The 14,162-nt window shown below is 73.1% G+C and carries 16 protein-coding genes; 9 read left to right on the top strand and 7 right to left on the bottom strand.

The genetic code is table 11. From position 1 onward, the window contains the following. Positions 1 to 232 precede the first annotated feature (232 nt). From AB0P03_RS09760 to AB0P03_RS09750, 3 genes are all read right to left on the bottom strand, one after another. Complete coding sequence (locus AB0P03_RS09760) at positions 233 to 1,105, bottom strand: sulfurtransferase (RefSeq protein WP_363581754.1); 873 nt, start codon at positions 1,103 to 1,105, stop codon at positions 233 to 235. A gap of 139 nt (positions 1,106 to 1,244) precedes the next feature. Further along, on the bottom strand, positions 1,245 to 1,571 hold the full coding sequence (locus AB0P03_RS09755) for a hypothetical protein (protein WP_363581752.1): 327 nt from the start codon (positions 1,569 to 1,571) through the stop codon (positions 1,245 to 1,247). A gap of 178 nt (positions 1,572 to 1,749) precedes the next feature. After that, a complete protein-coding gene (locus AB0P03_RS09750) occupies positions 1,750 to 2,610 on the bottom strand; it encodes a polysaccharide deacetylase family protein (RefSeq protein ID WP_363581750.1) in 861 nt (286 codons plus the stop codon). 228 nt (positions 2,611 to 2,838) lie between these two features. Between AB0P03_RS09750 and AB0P03_RS09745 the strand changes: the two genes are divergently transcribed. Further along, complete coding sequence (locus tag AB0P03_RS09745; protein WP_079135406.1) at positions 2,839 to 3,699, top strand: SAM-dependent methyltransferase; 861 nt, start codon at positions 2,839 to 2,841, stop codon at positions 3,697 to 3,699. Between the two features lie 87 nt (positions 3,700 to 3,786). Here the strand turns inward: AB0P03_RS09745 and AB0P03_RS09740 are convergent, their stop codons facing one another. After that, on the bottom strand, positions 3,787 to 4,656 hold the full coding sequence (locus AB0P03_RS09740; protein WP_363628257.1) for a DNA-formamidopyrimidine glycosylase family protein: 870 nt from the start codon (positions 4,654 to 4,656) through the stop codon (positions 3,787 to 3,789). 135 nt (positions 4,657 to 4,791) lie between these two features. Here AB0P03_RS09740 and AB0P03_RS09735 point away from each other — a divergent pair, with 135 nt between their 5' ends. The 4 genes from AB0P03_RS09735 to AB0P03_RS09720 all read left to right on the top strand — a co-directional run bounded on the left by AB0P03_RS09735 (position 4,792) and on the right by AB0P03_RS09720 (position 7,580). Beyond that, positions 4,792 to 5,244: an SRPBCC family protein gene (locus AB0P03_RS09735; RefSeq protein ID WP_363581746.1), complete on the top strand. Its 453-nt coding sequence runs from the start codon at positions 4,792 to 4,794 to the stop codon at positions 5,242 to 5,244. A gap of 166 nt (positions 5,245 to 5,410) precedes the next feature. Then, positions 5,411 to 6,070: a hypothetical protein gene (locus AB0P03_RS09730; protein WP_363628255.1), complete on the top strand. Its 660-nt coding sequence runs from the start codon at positions 5,411 to 5,413 to the stop codon at positions 6,068 to 6,070. 98 nt (positions 6,071 to 6,168) lie between these two features. Next, entirely contained in the window at positions 6,169 to 6,966 is a 798-nt protein-coding gene (locus tag AB0P03_RS09725; RefSeq protein WP_363628253.1) for a thioredoxin domain-containing protein, read from the top strand. Continuing rightward, entirely contained in the window at positions 6,963 to 7,580 is a 618-nt protein-coding gene (locus tag AB0P03_RS09720; RefSeq protein WP_363581740.1) for a vitamin K epoxide reductase family protein, read from the top strand. Before AB0P03_RS09725 ends, AB0P03_RS09720 begins: the two co-directional genes overlap by 4 nt. 75 nt (positions 7,581 to 7,655) lie before the next feature. Here the strand turns inward: AB0P03_RS09720 and AB0P03_RS09715 are convergent, their stop codons facing one another. Continuing rightward, positions 7,656 to 8,639, bottom strand: coding sequence for an adenosine deaminase (locus AB0P03_RS09715; RefSeq protein ID WP_363581738.1), 984 nt, complete (start codon positions 8,637 to 8,639; stop codon positions 7,656 to 7,658). 173 nt (positions 8,640 to 8,812) lie between these two features. Here AB0P03_RS09715 and AB0P03_RS09710 point away from each other — a divergent pair, with 173 nt between their 5' ends. Next, positions 8,813 to 9,094 (top strand): DUF6158 family protein, encoded by a 282-nt coding sequence (locus tag AB0P03_RS09710; protein ID WP_350883625.1) that lies wholly within the window; start codon positions 8,813 to 8,815, stop codon positions 9,092 to 9,094. 123 nt (positions 9,095 to 9,217) lie between these two features. Beyond that, positions 9,218 to 10,606, top strand: a complete 1,389-nt coding sequence (locus AB0P03_RS09705) for an NADP-dependent succinic semialdehyde dehydrogenase (protein ID WP_363581736.1) — start codon at positions 9,218 to 9,220, stop codon at positions 10,604 to 10,606. A gap of 46 nt (positions 10,607 to 10,652) precedes the next feature. On the opposite strand, the gene AB0P03_RS09700 is transcribed toward AB0P03_RS09705, so the two are convergent. Beyond that, positions 10,653 to 10,943, bottom strand: coding sequence for a hypothetical protein (locus AB0P03_RS09700; protein ID WP_363628252.1), 291 nt, complete (start codon positions 10,941 to 10,943; stop codon positions 10,653 to 10,655). A gap of 44 nt (positions 10,944 to 10,987) precedes the next feature. After that, positions 10,988 to 12,010 (bottom strand): Ku protein, encoded by a 1,023-nt coding sequence (locus tag AB0P03_RS09695; protein WP_363628250.1) that lies wholly within the window; start codon positions 12,008 to 12,010, stop codon positions 10,988 to 10,990. Positions 12,011 to 12,161: 151 nt separating this feature from the next. Here AB0P03_RS09695 and AB0P03_RS09690 point away from each other — a divergent pair, with 151 nt between their 5' ends. Together AB0P03_RS09690 and AB0P03_RS09685 are read left to right on the top strand one after the other, a co-directional pair. Then, positions 12,162 to 12,389: a hypothetical protein gene (locus AB0P03_RS09690; protein ID WP_363628248.1), complete on the top strand. Its 228-nt coding sequence runs from the start codon at positions 12,162 to 12,164 to the stop codon at positions 12,387 to 12,389. Between the two features lie 245 nt (positions 12,390 to 12,634). Continuing rightward, the gene (locus tag AB0P03_RS09685) at positions 12,635 to 14,074 is read left to right on the top strand and encodes an amino acid permease (protein ID WP_350883615.1); all 1,440 of its coding nucleotides are present in this window, start codon (positions 12,635 to 12,637) and stop codon (positions 14,072 to 14,074) included. Positions 14,075 to 14,162: the final 88 nt, after the last annotated feature.

Raw genomic sequence — 14,162 nt, 5'->3', positions numbered from 1 at the left:
CAGGGTCACTGGGACGATGGGTCGGATCGATCCATGTCCCGGTGGCTCCCGCTCCACTCCCCAATTGTGAGATGTTCATGAAAAGAAACAGGCCGACACGGCACCGCCGCGGCACCGTCACACACCCCGCCGGCCCCCCGCGCCCCACCCGTCCCTCACGCCCCGACCCCTCACCCCCCGGCCCACTCACTCCTGACCCCCTTCACCCGCCGCCCCTTCACCCGCCGCCCCCTCACCCGCCGAGCGTCACCGGCGCCCGCACCAGCGAGCCGTACTCCGTCCACGAGCCGTCGTAGTTCTTCACGTGCGGGTACCCCAGCAGCTCGGTGAGCGCGAACCAGGTGTGCGCCGACCGTTCGCCGATCCGGCAGTACGCGATCACCTCGCGCTCCGGTTCCACGCCCTTCCCCGCGTACAGCGCCCGCAGTTCCTCCGCCGAGCGGAACGACCCGTCGTCGTTGGCCGCCTGCGACCAGGGGACGTTCACCGCGCCGGGAATGTGCCCGGGCACCTGCGCCTGCTCCTGCGGCAGGTGCGGCGGGGCGATCAGCTCGCCCCGGTACTCGGCGGGCGAGCGGACGTCGACCAGCACCGCGTCCGAGCCGGGCTTGGCGAACAGCTCGGCCTTGCCGAGCACTTCGTCCCGCAGCGCCCGCAGCTCCGGGCGCTCGGGCCCGGTCAGCCGGTAGGCGGTGTGCTGGTAGTCCATCACCTCTTCGGTGAGCCCGCGCCCCTCCAGCTCCCACTTCTTGCGCCCGCCGTCCAGCAGCCGCACGGGCCCGAAGCCGCGCAACCGCAGCAGCCAGTAGGCGTACGCGGCGAACCAGTTGTTGTTGCCGCCGTAGAGCACCACGGTGGTGTCGTCCTCCACGCCGGCCGCCCGCAGCAGGTGCTGGACGCCCTCCCGGTCGGCGTAGTCGCGGCCGACCCGGCTGTGCAGGTCGGTGGTCCAGTTCCAGCCGATCGCGCCGGGGATGTGGTCCCGGTCGTAGGCGGTGGTGTCCTCGTCGACCTCGACGACCCGGATCGTCCCGTCGTCCAGGTGGCGGGCCAGCCACTCGGTGCGGACCAGCGCCTCGGGGTGTGCGTAGCCGTTGCCGGTCATCCCAGGCCCTCCTTCGCTCTGCCCAGGCTTGGGGCGCCCGACCACGGGCACAGCGAGCCGCGCACGGGCACGGCGGGGCGCCGGCGACCGGGCCGGACAGTTCGACGCTACGCCGACCGTCCGGCCCGGGCCACCCCACTCAGGAGAAGACCACGGAGCGCAGCTTCAGCCGGTCGCCGAGCTTCTTGCCGGGGTTCATGACGTAGAAGACGTCGCCCTTGCAGTCGAAGTCCAGGAAGACCGTGGCCGTCGAGGTGGTGAAGTTCTCCGGCGCGAAGGCCGGGTCCTTCTCGGTGGCCCCGAACAGGTTGATGCACTGGCCGCTCTCCGGGTCGGCGAGCCCGGCCGGCACGCCGGGGCCGACCTTGTAGAGGAAGTCGCCGGTGGCGGCGCCGGCGGAGGTCGGAACCGCGAGGACGAGGGCGACGGCGCTGGCGACGGCGAGTGCGGTGTTGCGGAGACGCATGATTGATGGCCTTTCAGGAGGTACCTGGTGGTACCTGATGCATTGATGCGAGATCACCCTAGAGGCCCAAAATCAGCAGAAACGGTTCTCCCAAGCCACTCTTTCGGGTGGTTTAAGCGGTAAAGCCGCGACCTTCATCGGGAAACCGCCACCCGCACCCGCCGCCCCGCGCCCCCGCTCAGTTCGACGGGGCCGAGAAGGAGTACCCCTGGTCGACCAGCACCGGCAGGTACGCCTTCAGCGCCGCCACCGTCTGCGAGCGGTCACCGCCACCGTCGTGGTTGAGCACGATCGACCCCGGCCGGACGTTCTTGAGGATCCGCTCGGTGATCACCGAGGTCCCGGGCGTGGCCCAGTCCTCCGGGTCCACCGTCCAGCCCATCGGCCGCATCCCGAGCTCGGTGGTCACCCTGAGCGCGACCGGCGACCAGTCCCCGCCGGGCGCGCGGAACCAGGACGGCTGGCGCCCGGTGGTCCGGTACAGCAGGTCGGAGGTGCGCTCCAGTTCGTCCCGCACCGCCTCGTCGGACATGTGCCGCAGGTCGGGGTGGGTCCAGGTGTGGTTGCCGATGTGGTGGCCGCGGTCCGCGATCTCCCGGACCAGCCCGGTGTTCTCGACGGCGCACTCGCCGACCAGGAAGAAGGTCGCCCGGATCCCGTACTGCTGGAGCAGCGCCAGGACGGTCGGCGTGTACCGGGGATCCGGCCCGTCGTCGATGGTGAGCCCCACCACCCGCTGGCCCGGGTCGAGTTGGTTGACCGGCTTGGCCTCCTCCTCCGTGAGCCGCCGGCGGGCGGGCATCGGCGGGGCGGCGGCGGGCGGCGGCGCAGCCGTGGGGGCGGGCGGGGGCGCCGCGGAGGGGGCGGCCTGGGCCGCCTCCGGCCCGGAGCCCGGTCCGGAGGCCTCCGGCGCGGCACCCGGCGGCCGCGCCGTGGCGCCCGCCCCGGCGTCGTCCGCGTCGCTCCAGGGGCTGCCGCAGCCGGCCGCCCCGAGCAGGGACATCCCGGCCGCGACCAGTAGCAGTCGCCGCGAGGGCATTCGTGAGTAAATCTGATGATCTGACAGCATTCTGAATGCTTCCCCCGTGTAGCGCCGCCGCTCCCCGATGGCGCCTCAGACGGGCCCGATCACCACTCCGACGGCGCAAGCGCACCCCGCCCGCCCCCGGCTTCCCCGCGACTTCCCCGACCGGACGCTCGGCCTCCCCTCCCGACCGCTACGCTATGCCTTCCCCAGTGTGATGATCTGCCATCAGAGGACGTGGCCATGACGACAAGTCAGGACATCCCGGACCAGGGCCGGCCCGACGACGACCCCGCCGAGCTGAGCCAGTGGGAACGGTTCGGCGTCGACACCACCGCCCCGCACTCGGCGCGCGTGTACGACTACTGGCTGGGCGGCAAGACCAACTTCCCGCCGGACCGTGCCATGGGGCAGGCCATCGAGGAGGCCGTGCCGAGCGTCAAGCAGATGGCCAAGGCGAACCGCGCCTTCCAGGGCCGGGCCGTCCGCCACCTCGCCCGGGAACACGGCATCCGCCAGTTCCTCGACCTCGGCACCGGCATCCCCACCTCGCCCAACACCCACGAGATCGCCGAGGCGGTCAGCCCCGGCACCCGGGTGGTCTACGTCGACAACGACCCGATCGTGCTCGCCCACGCCCGCGCCCTGATGGTGTCCAGCCCCGCCAGCCGGACCACCTACATCCACGCCGACCTGCGCAAGCCCGAGGAACTGTTCACCGACCCGGCGCTCACCGCCACGCTGGACCTCACCCAGCCGGTCGGCCTGCTGATGATCGCCGTGCTGATGCTCATCGCCGACGAGGACGACCCGTGGGGACGGGTCGCCGCCCTGCGCGACGCCCTGCCCGCCGGCAGCTGCATCGCCCTCACCACCCCCACCCAGGACTTCGACCCGGAGGCGGTCGGCAAGGTCACCGAGGCCGCCCGGGCCGGCGGCATGACCCTCGTCCCGCGCACCCACGACGACGTCCTGCGCTTCTTCGACGGCTGGGACCTGGTCGAGCCGGGCCTCTCCCCCGTCCTCGCCTGGCGCCCGGACGGCGAGCCGCCGGCCGACCCGAAGGCCGCGTACTACTGGGGCGGCGTCGCCGTCAAGCGCTGAACCCGCGCCGGGCCCGCCCCCACCGGAGCCCCACGGAAACCCACCCCGGGTGGGGCGGGCCGCACCGGGCCCGCCCCGCCCGTGCCCTCACTTCAGCAGCCGCGACAGCCGCCGGTCCGCCAGCGGCTTCCCCCCGGTCTGGCAGGTCGGGCAGTACTGCAGCGAGGAGTCCGCGAAGGACACCTCGCGCACGGTGTCCCCGCAGACCGGGCAGGGCAGGCCGGTCCGGCCGTGCACCCGCAGCCCCAGCTTCTTCTCCGCCTTGAGCTCCCCCGCCGCCAGCCCCCGCGAGCGCTCCACCGCGTCCCGCAGCGTGGCGCCGAGCGCCTCGTAGAGCCGCGCCGCCTCCTCCTCGGTCAGGCTGGACGCCAGCTTGTACGGGGACATCCGGGCCGCGTGCAGCACCTCGTCCGAGTAGGCGTTGCCCACCCCGGCCAGCACGCCCTGGTCGCGCAGCACGCCCTTGAGCCGGCGCCGGTCGCCGCTCAGCAGGGCGGCGAAGTCCGCCAGGGTGAACGCCGGGTCCAGCGGGTCGGGGCCGAGTCGGGCCACCCCGGGCACCTCGGCCGGATCCTTCACCACGTAGACCGCGAGGCCCTTCTTCGTCCCCGCCTCGGTCAGGTCGAAGCCGTCGCCGGCTTCCCCGGCCAGGCGCAGCCGCAGCGCCAGCGGGTTCCTCGGGCTCGGGCGCGGCGGTTCGGCGGGCAGGCCGTCCTTCCAGCGCAGCCAGCCGGCCCGGGCCAGGTGGACCACCAGGTGCAGCCCGCCGGCCTCGATGTCGAGGAACTTGCCGCGCCGGGTCACCGGGCCGACCGTCCGCCCCTCCAGCGCGGTGACCGGCGGGTCGTACGTCTTCAGCGCGCTGATCGCGACCGGCTGCACCCGGGCGATGACGCGCCCGGTCAGCCGCTCGGACAGGAAGTCGCTCAGCGCCTCGACCTCGGGCAGCTCCGGCATGCGCCCAGTCTCCCGCAGCCCCGCGCCGGCCGCCCGCCCGGGGGCGTGCTTTTGCCCGGCCCCCGCGCGGGGCGCAGGCTGGAACTACGCGCCGTACCCCGCGTCGCCCATGCGCCCCCGCCACGGAGCACCGTGATGAGCATCCTTGAGGAACAGATCGACCTCGCCGTCCCCGTCCTCGCCGCCTGGGAGCAGCTGCACCGGGTGCACGAGTACCCGCAGTTCGTCGACGGCGTCCGCAGCGCCCACCCGCACGGGCGGAACCTGGCGCACCTCGGGGTGGAGGTCGACGGCGCCGAGCGGGCGGTGGACACCGAGATCACCGACCGCGGCCGGGGCCGGGTGATGTCCTGGCGGACGCTCGACGAACCGCGGCTGCACGGCGCGTTCGCGCTGCTGCCGCTGGACGCCCGGCACACCCGGTTGCAGATCCGGGTGGAGTACGACCCGGAGGCGATGCACGAGGCGTTCGGCGGGCCGCGCGGCTTCGCCCTGGCCGGGGCGATCGAGCGGACCGTGCGGGGCGACCTGGAGCACTTCCGGGAACTGGTCGAGGAGCGGGTCGGCGCGGCGGGCAGACGCGGCTGAGCGCAGCCGGCAGGCCCGGGCGAGCACGGCGGGCAGCCCCGGTGAGCACGGCGGCCCAACCCGCGTAAGGGCCGCATAAGCCCAGCTCAGCGCCGGTGGTGAGGCTCTTCACAGCGGACCTCCGGCCCGACCGTTTCGCTTTCAACCTGTGGCAGACTCGGATGCCATGGACATCGGCCCGGTCACCAGGACGCTCCGCGCGGCGGTCTTCGCCGCGCTGGTCGTGCTGCTCGCCGGGCTCGGCCAGGTGCTGGTCACCGGCCGCGCGCTGCCGGCCGGCCCGATGGCCCTGGCCTGCGTCGCCGTGTTCGCGGTGGCGTACGCGCCGGCCGGCCGCGAGCGCGGCTACCCGGCGGTCGCGGCGGTGTTCCTGCCGCTGGAGCTGGGCGTCAGCGCGCTGTTCGACTTCGCCCAGACCACCTGCCCGTCCTTGCCGCCCGGCTCCGCGCGCGGCTTCCAGCCGCTGCTGTGCGGCGGCGGTTCGCTGGGCGGGTTCCTGCTCGGCCACGGCGTCTCCCAGCAGACCGGCGTCCTGCTGCTCCTGCTGCTGCACGCCGCGATCGCGCTGGCCGGCGCGTTCTGGCTGCGCCGCGCGGACGCCGCGCTGGCCGGCCTCGCCCGCACCGCCCGGATGCTGGGCGACTTCCTGCACCGGCACCTGCCGGCCGCCGCCCGCTGGCTGCGGCTGCTCGCCGCGCCCGTCCCGGCCCGTCCGGTGGCGCGGGTGCCGTTCCCCCGGGCCAGCCGGACCCTGGTCCCGGCCGAGGACGTCGTCGTCCGCCCGACCGTCCGGCGCGGTCCGCCGGCGCTCGCCCTGGCCTGCTGACAGGCGCGCGCCGCTCGGCGCCGCTCCCGGCCGGTCCTCTCGCCGCGCGCCCCGCGCGCCCGCACCCCCGCACGCCCGAGAGCACAGGACGACACCTCATGAGCAACACCCGCAAGGCCGCCGCCAAGACCAGCGCCACCGACCGCATGCACGCCGCCCGCGCCCAGGCCGAGCGCTCCGACCGGATCCGCCGCCGGGTCGTGGTCGGCGGCGCCTCCGCCGCCGTGCTCGCCCTCGTGGCGGGTGTGGCCTTCGCCGTCGGCGGCTCCTCCGGCTCCGGTTCCGCCGACGCGGCCGCGAGCGGCCCGCTGGTCGTCCCCGCCAACACGGGCGGCCAGGACGGCACCGTGATCACCTACGGCAAGGCCGACGCCCCGCACACCCTGGAGATCTACGAGGACTTCCGCTGCCCGTACTGCGAGCAGTTGGAGACCACCACCGGCAAGGCCGTCCAGCAGCTCGCCGACGACGGCACGTACAAGATCGAGTACCACCTGGCGACGTTCCTGGACAAGAACCTCGGCGGCAAGGGCTCGCGCACCGCGCTGGCCGCCGCCGGCGCCGCGCTCAACGAGGGCGTGGACAAGTTCAAGCAGTTCCACGACGTGCTCTACGCCAACCAGCCCGACGAGCGCACCGACGGCTTCGGCGACGTCAACCACCTCCTCGACCTGGCCGGCCAGGTGCCCGGGCTGAAGACCGACGGCTTCGTCAAGGCCGTCCAGGACGGCACCTACGCGCCGTGGGCGGCCAAGGTCAACGAGGAGTTCGACAAGAGCGACGTCACCGGCACCCCGACCGTCAAGCTGGACGGCAAGAAGCTGGACGTCCTCACCGGCGGCAAGGCCGCCACGCCCGAGCAGTTCACCGCGATGGTCAAGCAGGTGACCGGATGACGGCCGCCGCCCCCGCCGCGCGGACGTACGGCGCGAGCCGCCCGTTCGCCTGGCTGCTGCTGATCGGCGGCGCGGTCGGCCTGTTCGCCTCCTCGGTCCTCACCCTGGACAAGATCCGGCTGCTGAAGGACCCGTCGTACGTCCCCTCCTGCAACATCAACCCGATCATCAGCTGCGGCTCGATCATGCGCAGCGACCAGGCCGAGGCCTTCGGCTTCCCCAACTCGCTGCTCGGCCTGGTCGGCTTCGGGGTCGTCATCGCGATCGGCGCCGGACTGCTCTCCGGGGCGACGTACCGGCGCTGGTTCTGGCTCGGCCTCCAGGCCGGGACGGTCTTCGGCGTCGGCTTCGTGACCTGGCTGATGTACCAGGCGCTCTACCGGATCAGCGCGCTCTGCCCGTACTGCATGGTGGTCTGGGCCTCGATGATCCCGCTGTTCTGGTACACCACCCTGCACAACCTGCGCTCCGGGATCATCCCCACCGGCCGCGCCCTGCGCCCGGTCGTCCGCGAGGCGGCGCGCTACCACTGGGTCGTCCCGGCGCTCTGGTACGCGGTGATCGCCCTGCTGGTCCTCAACCGGTTCTGGTACTACTGGAGCACCCTGCTCTGACCTCGTCCGCCCGGCCCCGGGCCCTACGCTCCGGGGCCGGGCGGCCGGTCCGTCAGCCGCCGTTCAGGACAGTTCCTAGAAGCGGAACTCCTCGACCTCGGCCAGCAGTTCGGCCCGGCGCTCGTCGTCGATGAAGGAGGCCCGGAAGGAGTTGGCGGCGAGCCGACGCAGGGTCTCCTCGTCGAGCGCGAGGGCCTGCTGCACGGCCCGGAAGTTGTCGTCGACGTAGCCGCCGAAGTACGCCGGATCGTCCGAGTTGACGGTGACCAGCAGACCGGCCTCCAGCATCTCGCGCAGCGGGTGGTCGGCGAGGGTGTCGATGCACCGCAGGCGGACGTTGGAGAGCGGGCAGAGCGTCAGCGGGACCTGCTCGCGGACCAGCCGCGCGACCAGCTCGCCGTCCTCCAGGCAGCGCAGGCCGTGGTCGATCCGCTCGACGCCGAGCACGTCCAGCGCCTCGGTGATGTAGGACGCCGGGCCCTCCTCGCCCGCGTGCGCGACGCGGCGCAGCCCGGCCTCGGCGGCCCGCCGGTAGACCTCGCGGAACTTGGCCGGCGGGTGGCCGACCTCGGCCGAGTCGAGGCCGATGCCCGCGATCCGGTCGAAGTACGGGCGGGCGGCCTCGAAGGTCTCCAGCGCGGATTCGGCGGACTCGTCCCGCAGGAAGCACATGATCAGCCGGGTGCTGATCCCGTGCCGCTCCTCGCTGCGCGCCAGCGCCCGGGTCAGGCCGTCGACCACCACGCCGAGCGGCACGCCGCGCGCGGTGTGCGCCTGCGGATCGAAGAAGATCTCCGCGTGCCGGACCCCCGCCTCGGCCGCCCGGGTGAGGTAGGCGTCGGCGAGGTCGGCGAAGTCCTCCTCGGTGCGCAGCACGGCCATCAGGGCGTAGTACAGGTCCAGGAAGGACTGCAGGTCGCTGAAGGAGTACGCCTTCCGCAGCGCCTCGGTGTCGGCGTAGGGCAGCGCGACCGCGTTGCGGGCGGCGAGGGCGAAGGCGAGTTCGGGCTCCAGGGTGCCTTCGATGTGCAGGTGGAGTTCGGCCTTGGGGAGCGGCATGGGGGATCTGTCCGAGCTGTAGGGGGCGGGAGCGAAGAGTCCAGAAGCATTCATCCTACGATCCGTTCGATCACGATCGGCCTGACGGGCGCGCCCCCGGCCACCCGAACTGGTGCACCGGCCGGGGGCAGCGGGCACCCTGGAGGAGGGGGCTTCCGCCGAGGAGGTACCAGATGCGGCACGTCGAGGATCCGCACATCCGGCCTGCGGGCGTCTCCCCGCACGCCCTGGGCAACGACACGCTCCTGCACGAGCTGGAACAGCTGCACCGCACGCGCCACGAGACCTTCCTGTACGGCTCGGAGGAGGCCCTCAAGCGGCACACCCTGCGCACCGGGCAGCTGGAGGCCGAGTACCTGCACCGCTTTCCCAGCCGGCTGGTGACGGCCGGGCGGACCAGGGCCGGCGCCCGGGCCCGCGAGGCGGCGGCCCGGGTGGAGTCGCTGCCCGAGTAGACGTGCCCGCGCCACCACCGCCCGGCGGGACACGCCGGGCGGTGGTGGCGTGCCCCCGGGCGGGCCGTCGGGGAGGGTGAGAGGCGCAGACGCACCGGACCCCGACCCCCCTGGGAGCCCCGCATGCCCATCGCCAGCGTCAACCCCGCGACCGGCGAGATCCTGGAGACCTTCGAACCGCTCGACGCGGCCGGCATCGAACAGCGGCTGGCCCGCGCCGAGGCCGCGTTCCACGGCTACCGCACCACCCCCTTCGCCGCCCGCGCCGACCTGCTGCGCCGGGCCGCCGACCTGCTGGACCAGGACCGGGAGGCGATCGCCCGCACGATGACCGAGGAGATGGGCAAGCCGCTCGCCGCCTCCCGGGCCGAGGCCGCCAAGTGCGCCACGGCGATGCGCTGGTACGCCGACCGCGCCGAGGAACTGCTCGCCGACGAGCACCCGGCCCCGGCCGACGTCGCCGACTCCGGCGCCGCCCGCGCCTACGTCCGCTACCGCCCGCTCGGGGCGGTGCTGGCCGTGATGCCGTGGAACTTCCCGTTCTGGCAGGTGGTCCGGTTCGCCGCGCCGGCCCTGATGGCGGGCAACGTCGGCCTGCTCAAGCACGCCTCCAACGTGCCCCGGACGGCGCTGGCGCTGGAGGAGCTGTTCCGGCGGGCCGGCTTCCCGGAGGGCTGCTTCCAGACCCTGCTGATCGGCTCGGGCGCGGTCGAGGGCGTGATCCGGGACCGCCGGGTGGCCGCGGTGACGCTCACCGGCAGCGAGCCCGCCGGGCGGGCGGTCGCCGCCACCGCCGCCGACGAGGTGAAGAAGGCCGTCCTGGAACTGGGCGGCAGCGACCCCTTCGTGGTGCTGCCCAGCGCCGACCTGGACGCGGCGGTGCGCACCGCCGTCCGGGCCCGGGCGCAGAACAACGGGCAGTCCTGCATCGCCGCCAAGCGCTTCATCGTGCACACCGACGTGTACGACCGCTTCACCGCCGCCTTCACCGAGGCGATGCGGGCGCTGCGCGTCGGCGACCCGATGGACGAGGCGACCGACGTCGGCCCGCTGGCCAGCCGCCAGGGCCGGGACGACCTGGAGGAACTGGTCGAGGACGCCCGCACCCACGGCGCCCGGGTCGAGTGCGGCGGCGGGCGCCCGGAGGGCTGGGACACCGGCTACTTCTACGAGCCGACGGTGCTGACCGGCATCACCCCGGCCATGCGGATCCACCAGGAGGAGACCTTCGGCCCGGTCGCCACGGTCTACCGGGTCGCCGACCTGGACGAGGCGGTGGCGCACGCCAACGACACGCCGTTCGGGCTCAGTTCCAACGTCTGGACCCGGGACGAGGGCGAGCAGGAGCGCTTCGTCCGCGACATCCAGGCCGGCGGGGTGTTCTTCAACGGGATGACCGCCTCCCACCCGGCGCTGCCGTTCGGCGGCGTCAAGCGCTCCGGGTTCGGCCGGGAGCTGTCCGGGCACGGGATCCGGGAGTTCTGCAACATCACCACGGTGTGGATCGGCTGAGCACCCCCGGACCTCCGGGCACGAGCCGGGCGCGGACGCGGCCGGGTCAGGGCGCCACGCGGTGCCTGCCCCGGCCGGGCGTCATCCAGCGGGCGACCACGCCGACCAGGGCGAGGACGGTCGCTCCCCAGACGATGGCCATCAGCACCAGCATCGGCAGCCAGCTCACCTGGGCGCCGACCATGCCCAGGCCGAGCGAGAGCGCGACCATGAACACCACGGCGGTCGGGTTGAGGCCGAGCAGCCAGTGCCAGGCCCGCTGCACCGGGCTCCGGTGCGGCGGCGGGGCCTCGGGGTCGGTTTCGGTGTCGAGTTCCTTGTACGTCAGCAGGTCCATCGGGATCGCCTCCGGTTCTCGGGGGGCTGCCGGATCCGCGGGGCTCAGGAGGCCTTGCGCGGAGCCGTGGACTTTCCGGTCGCGGTCTTTCCCGCCCCGGCCTTAGCGGTCGTGGACTTCGCGGTCGTGGACTTCGCGGTCGCGGACTTCGCGGTCGCGGTCTTCTTCGCCGGGGCGGCCTTCCCGGCGGCGGCCGCCGATCCGGCGGGCTTCTTCACCGGGGCGCGCCTGCGGGGCGCGGGCTGCTCCTCCTCCGGCTGGTCCTCGTCGGGCCCGGCGGCGTGCCCCCGCCCGCCCTTGGCCCGCTTGAGGCTGCTGCGCAGCGCCTCCATCAGGTCGATCACGTTGTCGGGCGCCTCGCCCGGCTCCTCCTCGTGCGGGAGCTCGACGCCCTCCAACCGGGCCGTGATCACCTGCTGGAGCGCCCGCTGGTAGTCGTCGTGCAACTGGGCGAGGTCGAAGTCCTCGGAGAGCGTGTCCATCAGCGACCGCGCCATCTTGAGCTCCTGCGGCCGGACGGTGACGTCCTCTTCGGGCGCGATGCCGGCCGCGGGGCGGACCTCGTCGGGCCAGATGCAGGTCTGCAGCACCAGTGTGCCGTCGTGCACCCGCAGCACCGCCGGGGATTCCCGGGTGCGCAGCGCGATCTTGGTCACGGCGATCTGCCCGGACGCGGTGAGCGCGTCGCGCAGCAGGGCGTACGGCTTGGCGGCGGCCTGGTCGGCGACGCCCACGTAGTAGGCCTTGGAGAACATCAGCGGGTCGATCTCGTCGGCGTCCACGAAGGCCAGCACGTCGATGATCTTCTTGCTGGGCAGCGGCAGGTCGGCGAGGTCCTCGTCGGTGAGCGTGACGGTCCGGCCGTCGGGGGACTCGTAGCCCTTGGCGATCTCCGCGTACGGGACTTCCTTCTCCTCCCGCTCGCAGTACCGCTTCATCCGCACCCGCCCGCCGTCCTTGGCGTGCACCTGGTGCAGCGGGACGTCGTGTTCCTGGGTGGCCGAGTAGAGGTGGACGGGGATGCTGACCAGCCCGAAGCTGATCGTCCCCTTCCAGGTGGTCTGCATGGGGGTCGCTCCTTCCCGGAGTTTCCCGTTGCCGGAGGTTCCCGCCCGGCCCGGCGTCCTCGCGCCGAGGACGTGCCGAGAATCCCACTGTGCCCGGGTTTGCCCCGATCGGCCACACCGGGCCGACAATGGGCCGAGGAGGTCGATGCCGATGACCGTCCGGAGCCGTGCGCAGGGCGCACCGCCGCCGCCACCGGAGCGGACCGTGTACCGGGTGGTGTACGCGGTGTGGGGCGAGGCCGGCGTGCGGCGGGCGGAGGTCGAGGTGGTGCCCGGATACTCGCAGGAGGGCGACATCCCCCGGATCCTGGCGGCGCGGCTGACCGGCCGGCCCGCGGACGCGGCGCGGATCACCGTGCTGGACCTGCGCGGGTCGTGAGCCGCGACGGGGGTCCGAGCGCCTCCGACGCATTGGCGGTGCGTCAGATTTGAGCTTTTCGCACCGCATTTCCACCCGCTCTGACCTGGCTTTTTGCGTCCGGTTACCGAACATTTACGGATGCTCTGTTCCGATACGCGGCCGTAGAAGTTAGGTTGCACCGCAATGCGCGGGTCCGTCCCCCACCCTCCGGCGCAACGAGCCGAGGGTCGCGCCGCGCGCGGGAAAGGCACAGGGCTCATCTGATGAGTGCGGACACCACCAGGCCTGCGGCAGCCGCCCAGGTCCCCCAGCAGGCCGGGCCGCCCGGGCACGGCGGCGAGGGCCACCTGAAGGCGGGGCTCAAGAACCGCCACCTGTCGATGATCGCCATCGGCGGGGTGATCGGCGCCGGCCTGTTCGTCGGCTCCGGCGCGGGCATCGCCACCACCGGGCCGGGCATCCTGCTCTCCTACACGCTGGCCGGTGTGCTGGTCGTGCTGGTGATGCGGATGCTCGGCGAGATGGCGGCGGCCGACCCGCAGAGCGGCTCGTTCTCGGCGTACGCGGACCGCGCGCTCGGCCGCTGGGCCGGGTTCACCATCGGCTGGCTGTACTGGTTCTTCTGGGTCGTGGTGCTCGCGGTGGAGGCGACCGCCGGCGCGAAGATCCTCAACGCCTGGATGCCCGGCGTGCCGCAGTGGGCGTTCGCGCTGCTCGTGATGGCGGTGCTGACCGCCACCAACCTGTTCTCGGTGGCCTCCTACGGCGAGTTCGAGTTCTGGTTCGCCGGGATCAAGGTGGTGGCGATCGCCGCGTTCCTGGTGATCGCCACGCTCGCCGTCTTCGGCCTGCTGCCCGGCACCCACGCGGTCGGCACCAGCAATCTGACCGGCCACGGCGGCTTCCTGCCGCACGGCGTGGGCGCGGTGTTCACCGGCATGCTCACGGTGGTCTTCGCCTTCATGGGCAGCGAGATCGTCACCCTGGCCGCGGGCGAGTCGGAGGACCCGGAGCGCGCGGTCAGCAAGGCCACCAACAGCGTGATCTGGCGCATCGGGATCTTCTACCTGGGCTCGATCCTGCTCGTGGTCACCCTGCTGCCGTGGGACTCGGACGCCGTCAAGGGCAGCCCGTACGTGGCGGTGCTGGAGCACGTGGGCATCCCGGGCGCCGGCCAGGTGATGAACGTGATCGTGCTGACGGCCGTGCTGTCCTGCCTCAACTCCGGGATGTACACGGCCTCCCGGATGGCCTTCTCGCTCGGCCAGCGCGGGGACGCGCCGAAGGCCTTCGCGACCGTGACCAAGCGGGGCGTGCCGCGGGTGGCCATCCTGTCCTCGGTGGTCTTCGGCTTCGTCGCGGTGTTCTTCAACTACACCTCGCCGGACACGGTGTTCGCTTTCCTGCTCAACTCCTCCGGCGCGGTTGCGCTGTTCGTCTGGCTGGTGATCTGCTTCTCCCAGCTGCGGATGCGCCGGATCATCGAGCGGGAGACTCCCGAGCGGCTGACCGTCCGCATGTGGCTGTACCCCTATCTGACCTGGACGGCCATCGGCATGATCGGGTTCGTGGTGGCGTACATGTTCACCGACGCCGACGGGCGCAAGCAGATGTACCTGTCGCTGGTCGCCGCGGCGATCGTGCTCGCGGCCTCGGCCGTGGTGGGCCGACGGCGGCGGGCCGCGGTGGCGGCGGAGTCCTGACCCGTCCGCGCCGCGCGACGGTGCCGGGCCGGGGAGCCGTTGCGGAGGCTCCCGGGCCCGGTGCCGTTCGAGGGATGCGACCCACAGT

The organism is Kitasatospora sp. NPDC088779, from assembly GCF_040685395.1.
Lineage (GTDB): Bacteria > Actinomycetota > Actinomycetes > Streptomycetales > Streptomycetaceae > Kitasatospora.
The sequence above is the reverse complement of the archived record's forward strand: the minus strand, read 5'-3'. Positions and strand labels throughout refer to the sequence as shown.

What these genes read in the sequence shown, in the direction of transcription:
- AB0P03_RS09730 (WP_363628255.1), top strand. Translation starts at nt 5,411, where the DNA reads ATGGACATCGGCCCGGTCACCAGGACGCTCCGCGCGGCGGTCTTCGCC.
- AB0P03_RS09750 (WP_363581750.1), bottom strand. Translation starts at nt 2,610, where the DNA reads ATGCCCTCGCGGCGACTGCTACTGGTCGCGGCCGGGATGTCCCTGCTC.
- AB0P03_RS09735 (WP_363581746.1), top strand. Translation starts at nt 4,792, where the DNA reads ATGAGCATCCTTGAGGAACAGATCGACCTCGCCGTCCCCGTCCTCGCC.
- AB0P03_RS09760 (WP_363581754.1), bottom strand. Translation starts at nt 1,105, where the DNA reads ATGACCGGCAACGGCTACGCACACCCCGAGGCGCTGGTCCGCACCGAG.
- AB0P03_RS09745 (WP_079135406.1), top strand. Translation starts at nt 2,839, where the DNA reads ATGACGACAAGTCAGGACATCCCGGACCAGGGCCGGCCCGACGACGAC.
- AB0P03_RS09705 (WP_363581736.1), top strand. Translation starts at nt 9,218, where the DNA reads ATGCCCATCGCCAGCGTCAACCCCGCGACCGGCGAGATCCTGGAGACC.
- AB0P03_RS09725 (WP_363628253.1), top strand. Translation starts at nt 6,169, where the DNA reads ATGAGCAACACCCGCAAGGCCGCCGCCAAGACCAGCGCCACCGACCGC.
- AB0P03_RS09710 (WP_350883625.1), top strand. Translation starts at nt 8,813, where the DNA reads ATGCGGCACGTCGAGGATCCGCACATCCGGCCTGCGGGCGTCTCCCCG.
- AB0P03_RS09720 (WP_363581740.1), top strand. Translation starts at nt 6,963, where the DNA reads ATGACGGCCGCCGCCCCCGCCGCGCGGACGTACGGCGCGAGCCGCCCG.
- AB0P03_RS09715 (WP_363581738.1), bottom strand. Translation starts at nt 8,639, where the DNA reads ATGCCGCTCCCCAAGGCCGAACTCCACCTGCACATCGAAGGCACCCTG.
- AB0P03_RS09740 (WP_363628257.1), bottom strand. Translation starts at nt 4,656, where the DNA reads ATGCCGGAGCTGCCCGAGGTCGAGGCGCTGAGCGACTTCCTGTCCGAG.
- AB0P03_RS09690 (WP_363628248.1), top strand. Translation starts at nt 12,162, where the DNA reads ATGACCGTCCGGAGCCGTGCGCAGGGCGCACCGCCGCCGCCACCGGAG.
- AB0P03_RS09755 (WP_363581752.1), bottom strand. Translation starts at nt 1,571, where the DNA reads ATGCGTCTCCGCAACACCGCACTCGCCGTCGCCAGCGCCGTCGCCCTC.
- AB0P03_RS09685 (WP_350883615.1), top strand. Translation starts at nt 12,635, where the DNA reads ATGAGTGCGGACACCACCAGGCCTGCGGCAGCCGCCCAGGTCCCCCAG.
- AB0P03_RS09695 (WP_363628250.1), bottom strand. Translation starts at nt 12,010, where the DNA reads ATGCAGACCACCTGGAAGGGGACGATCAGCTTCGGGCTGGTCAGCATC.
- AB0P03_RS09700 (WP_363628252.1), bottom strand. Translation starts at nt 10,943, where the DNA reads ATGGACCTGCTGACGTACAAGGAACTCGACACCGAAACCGACCCCGAG.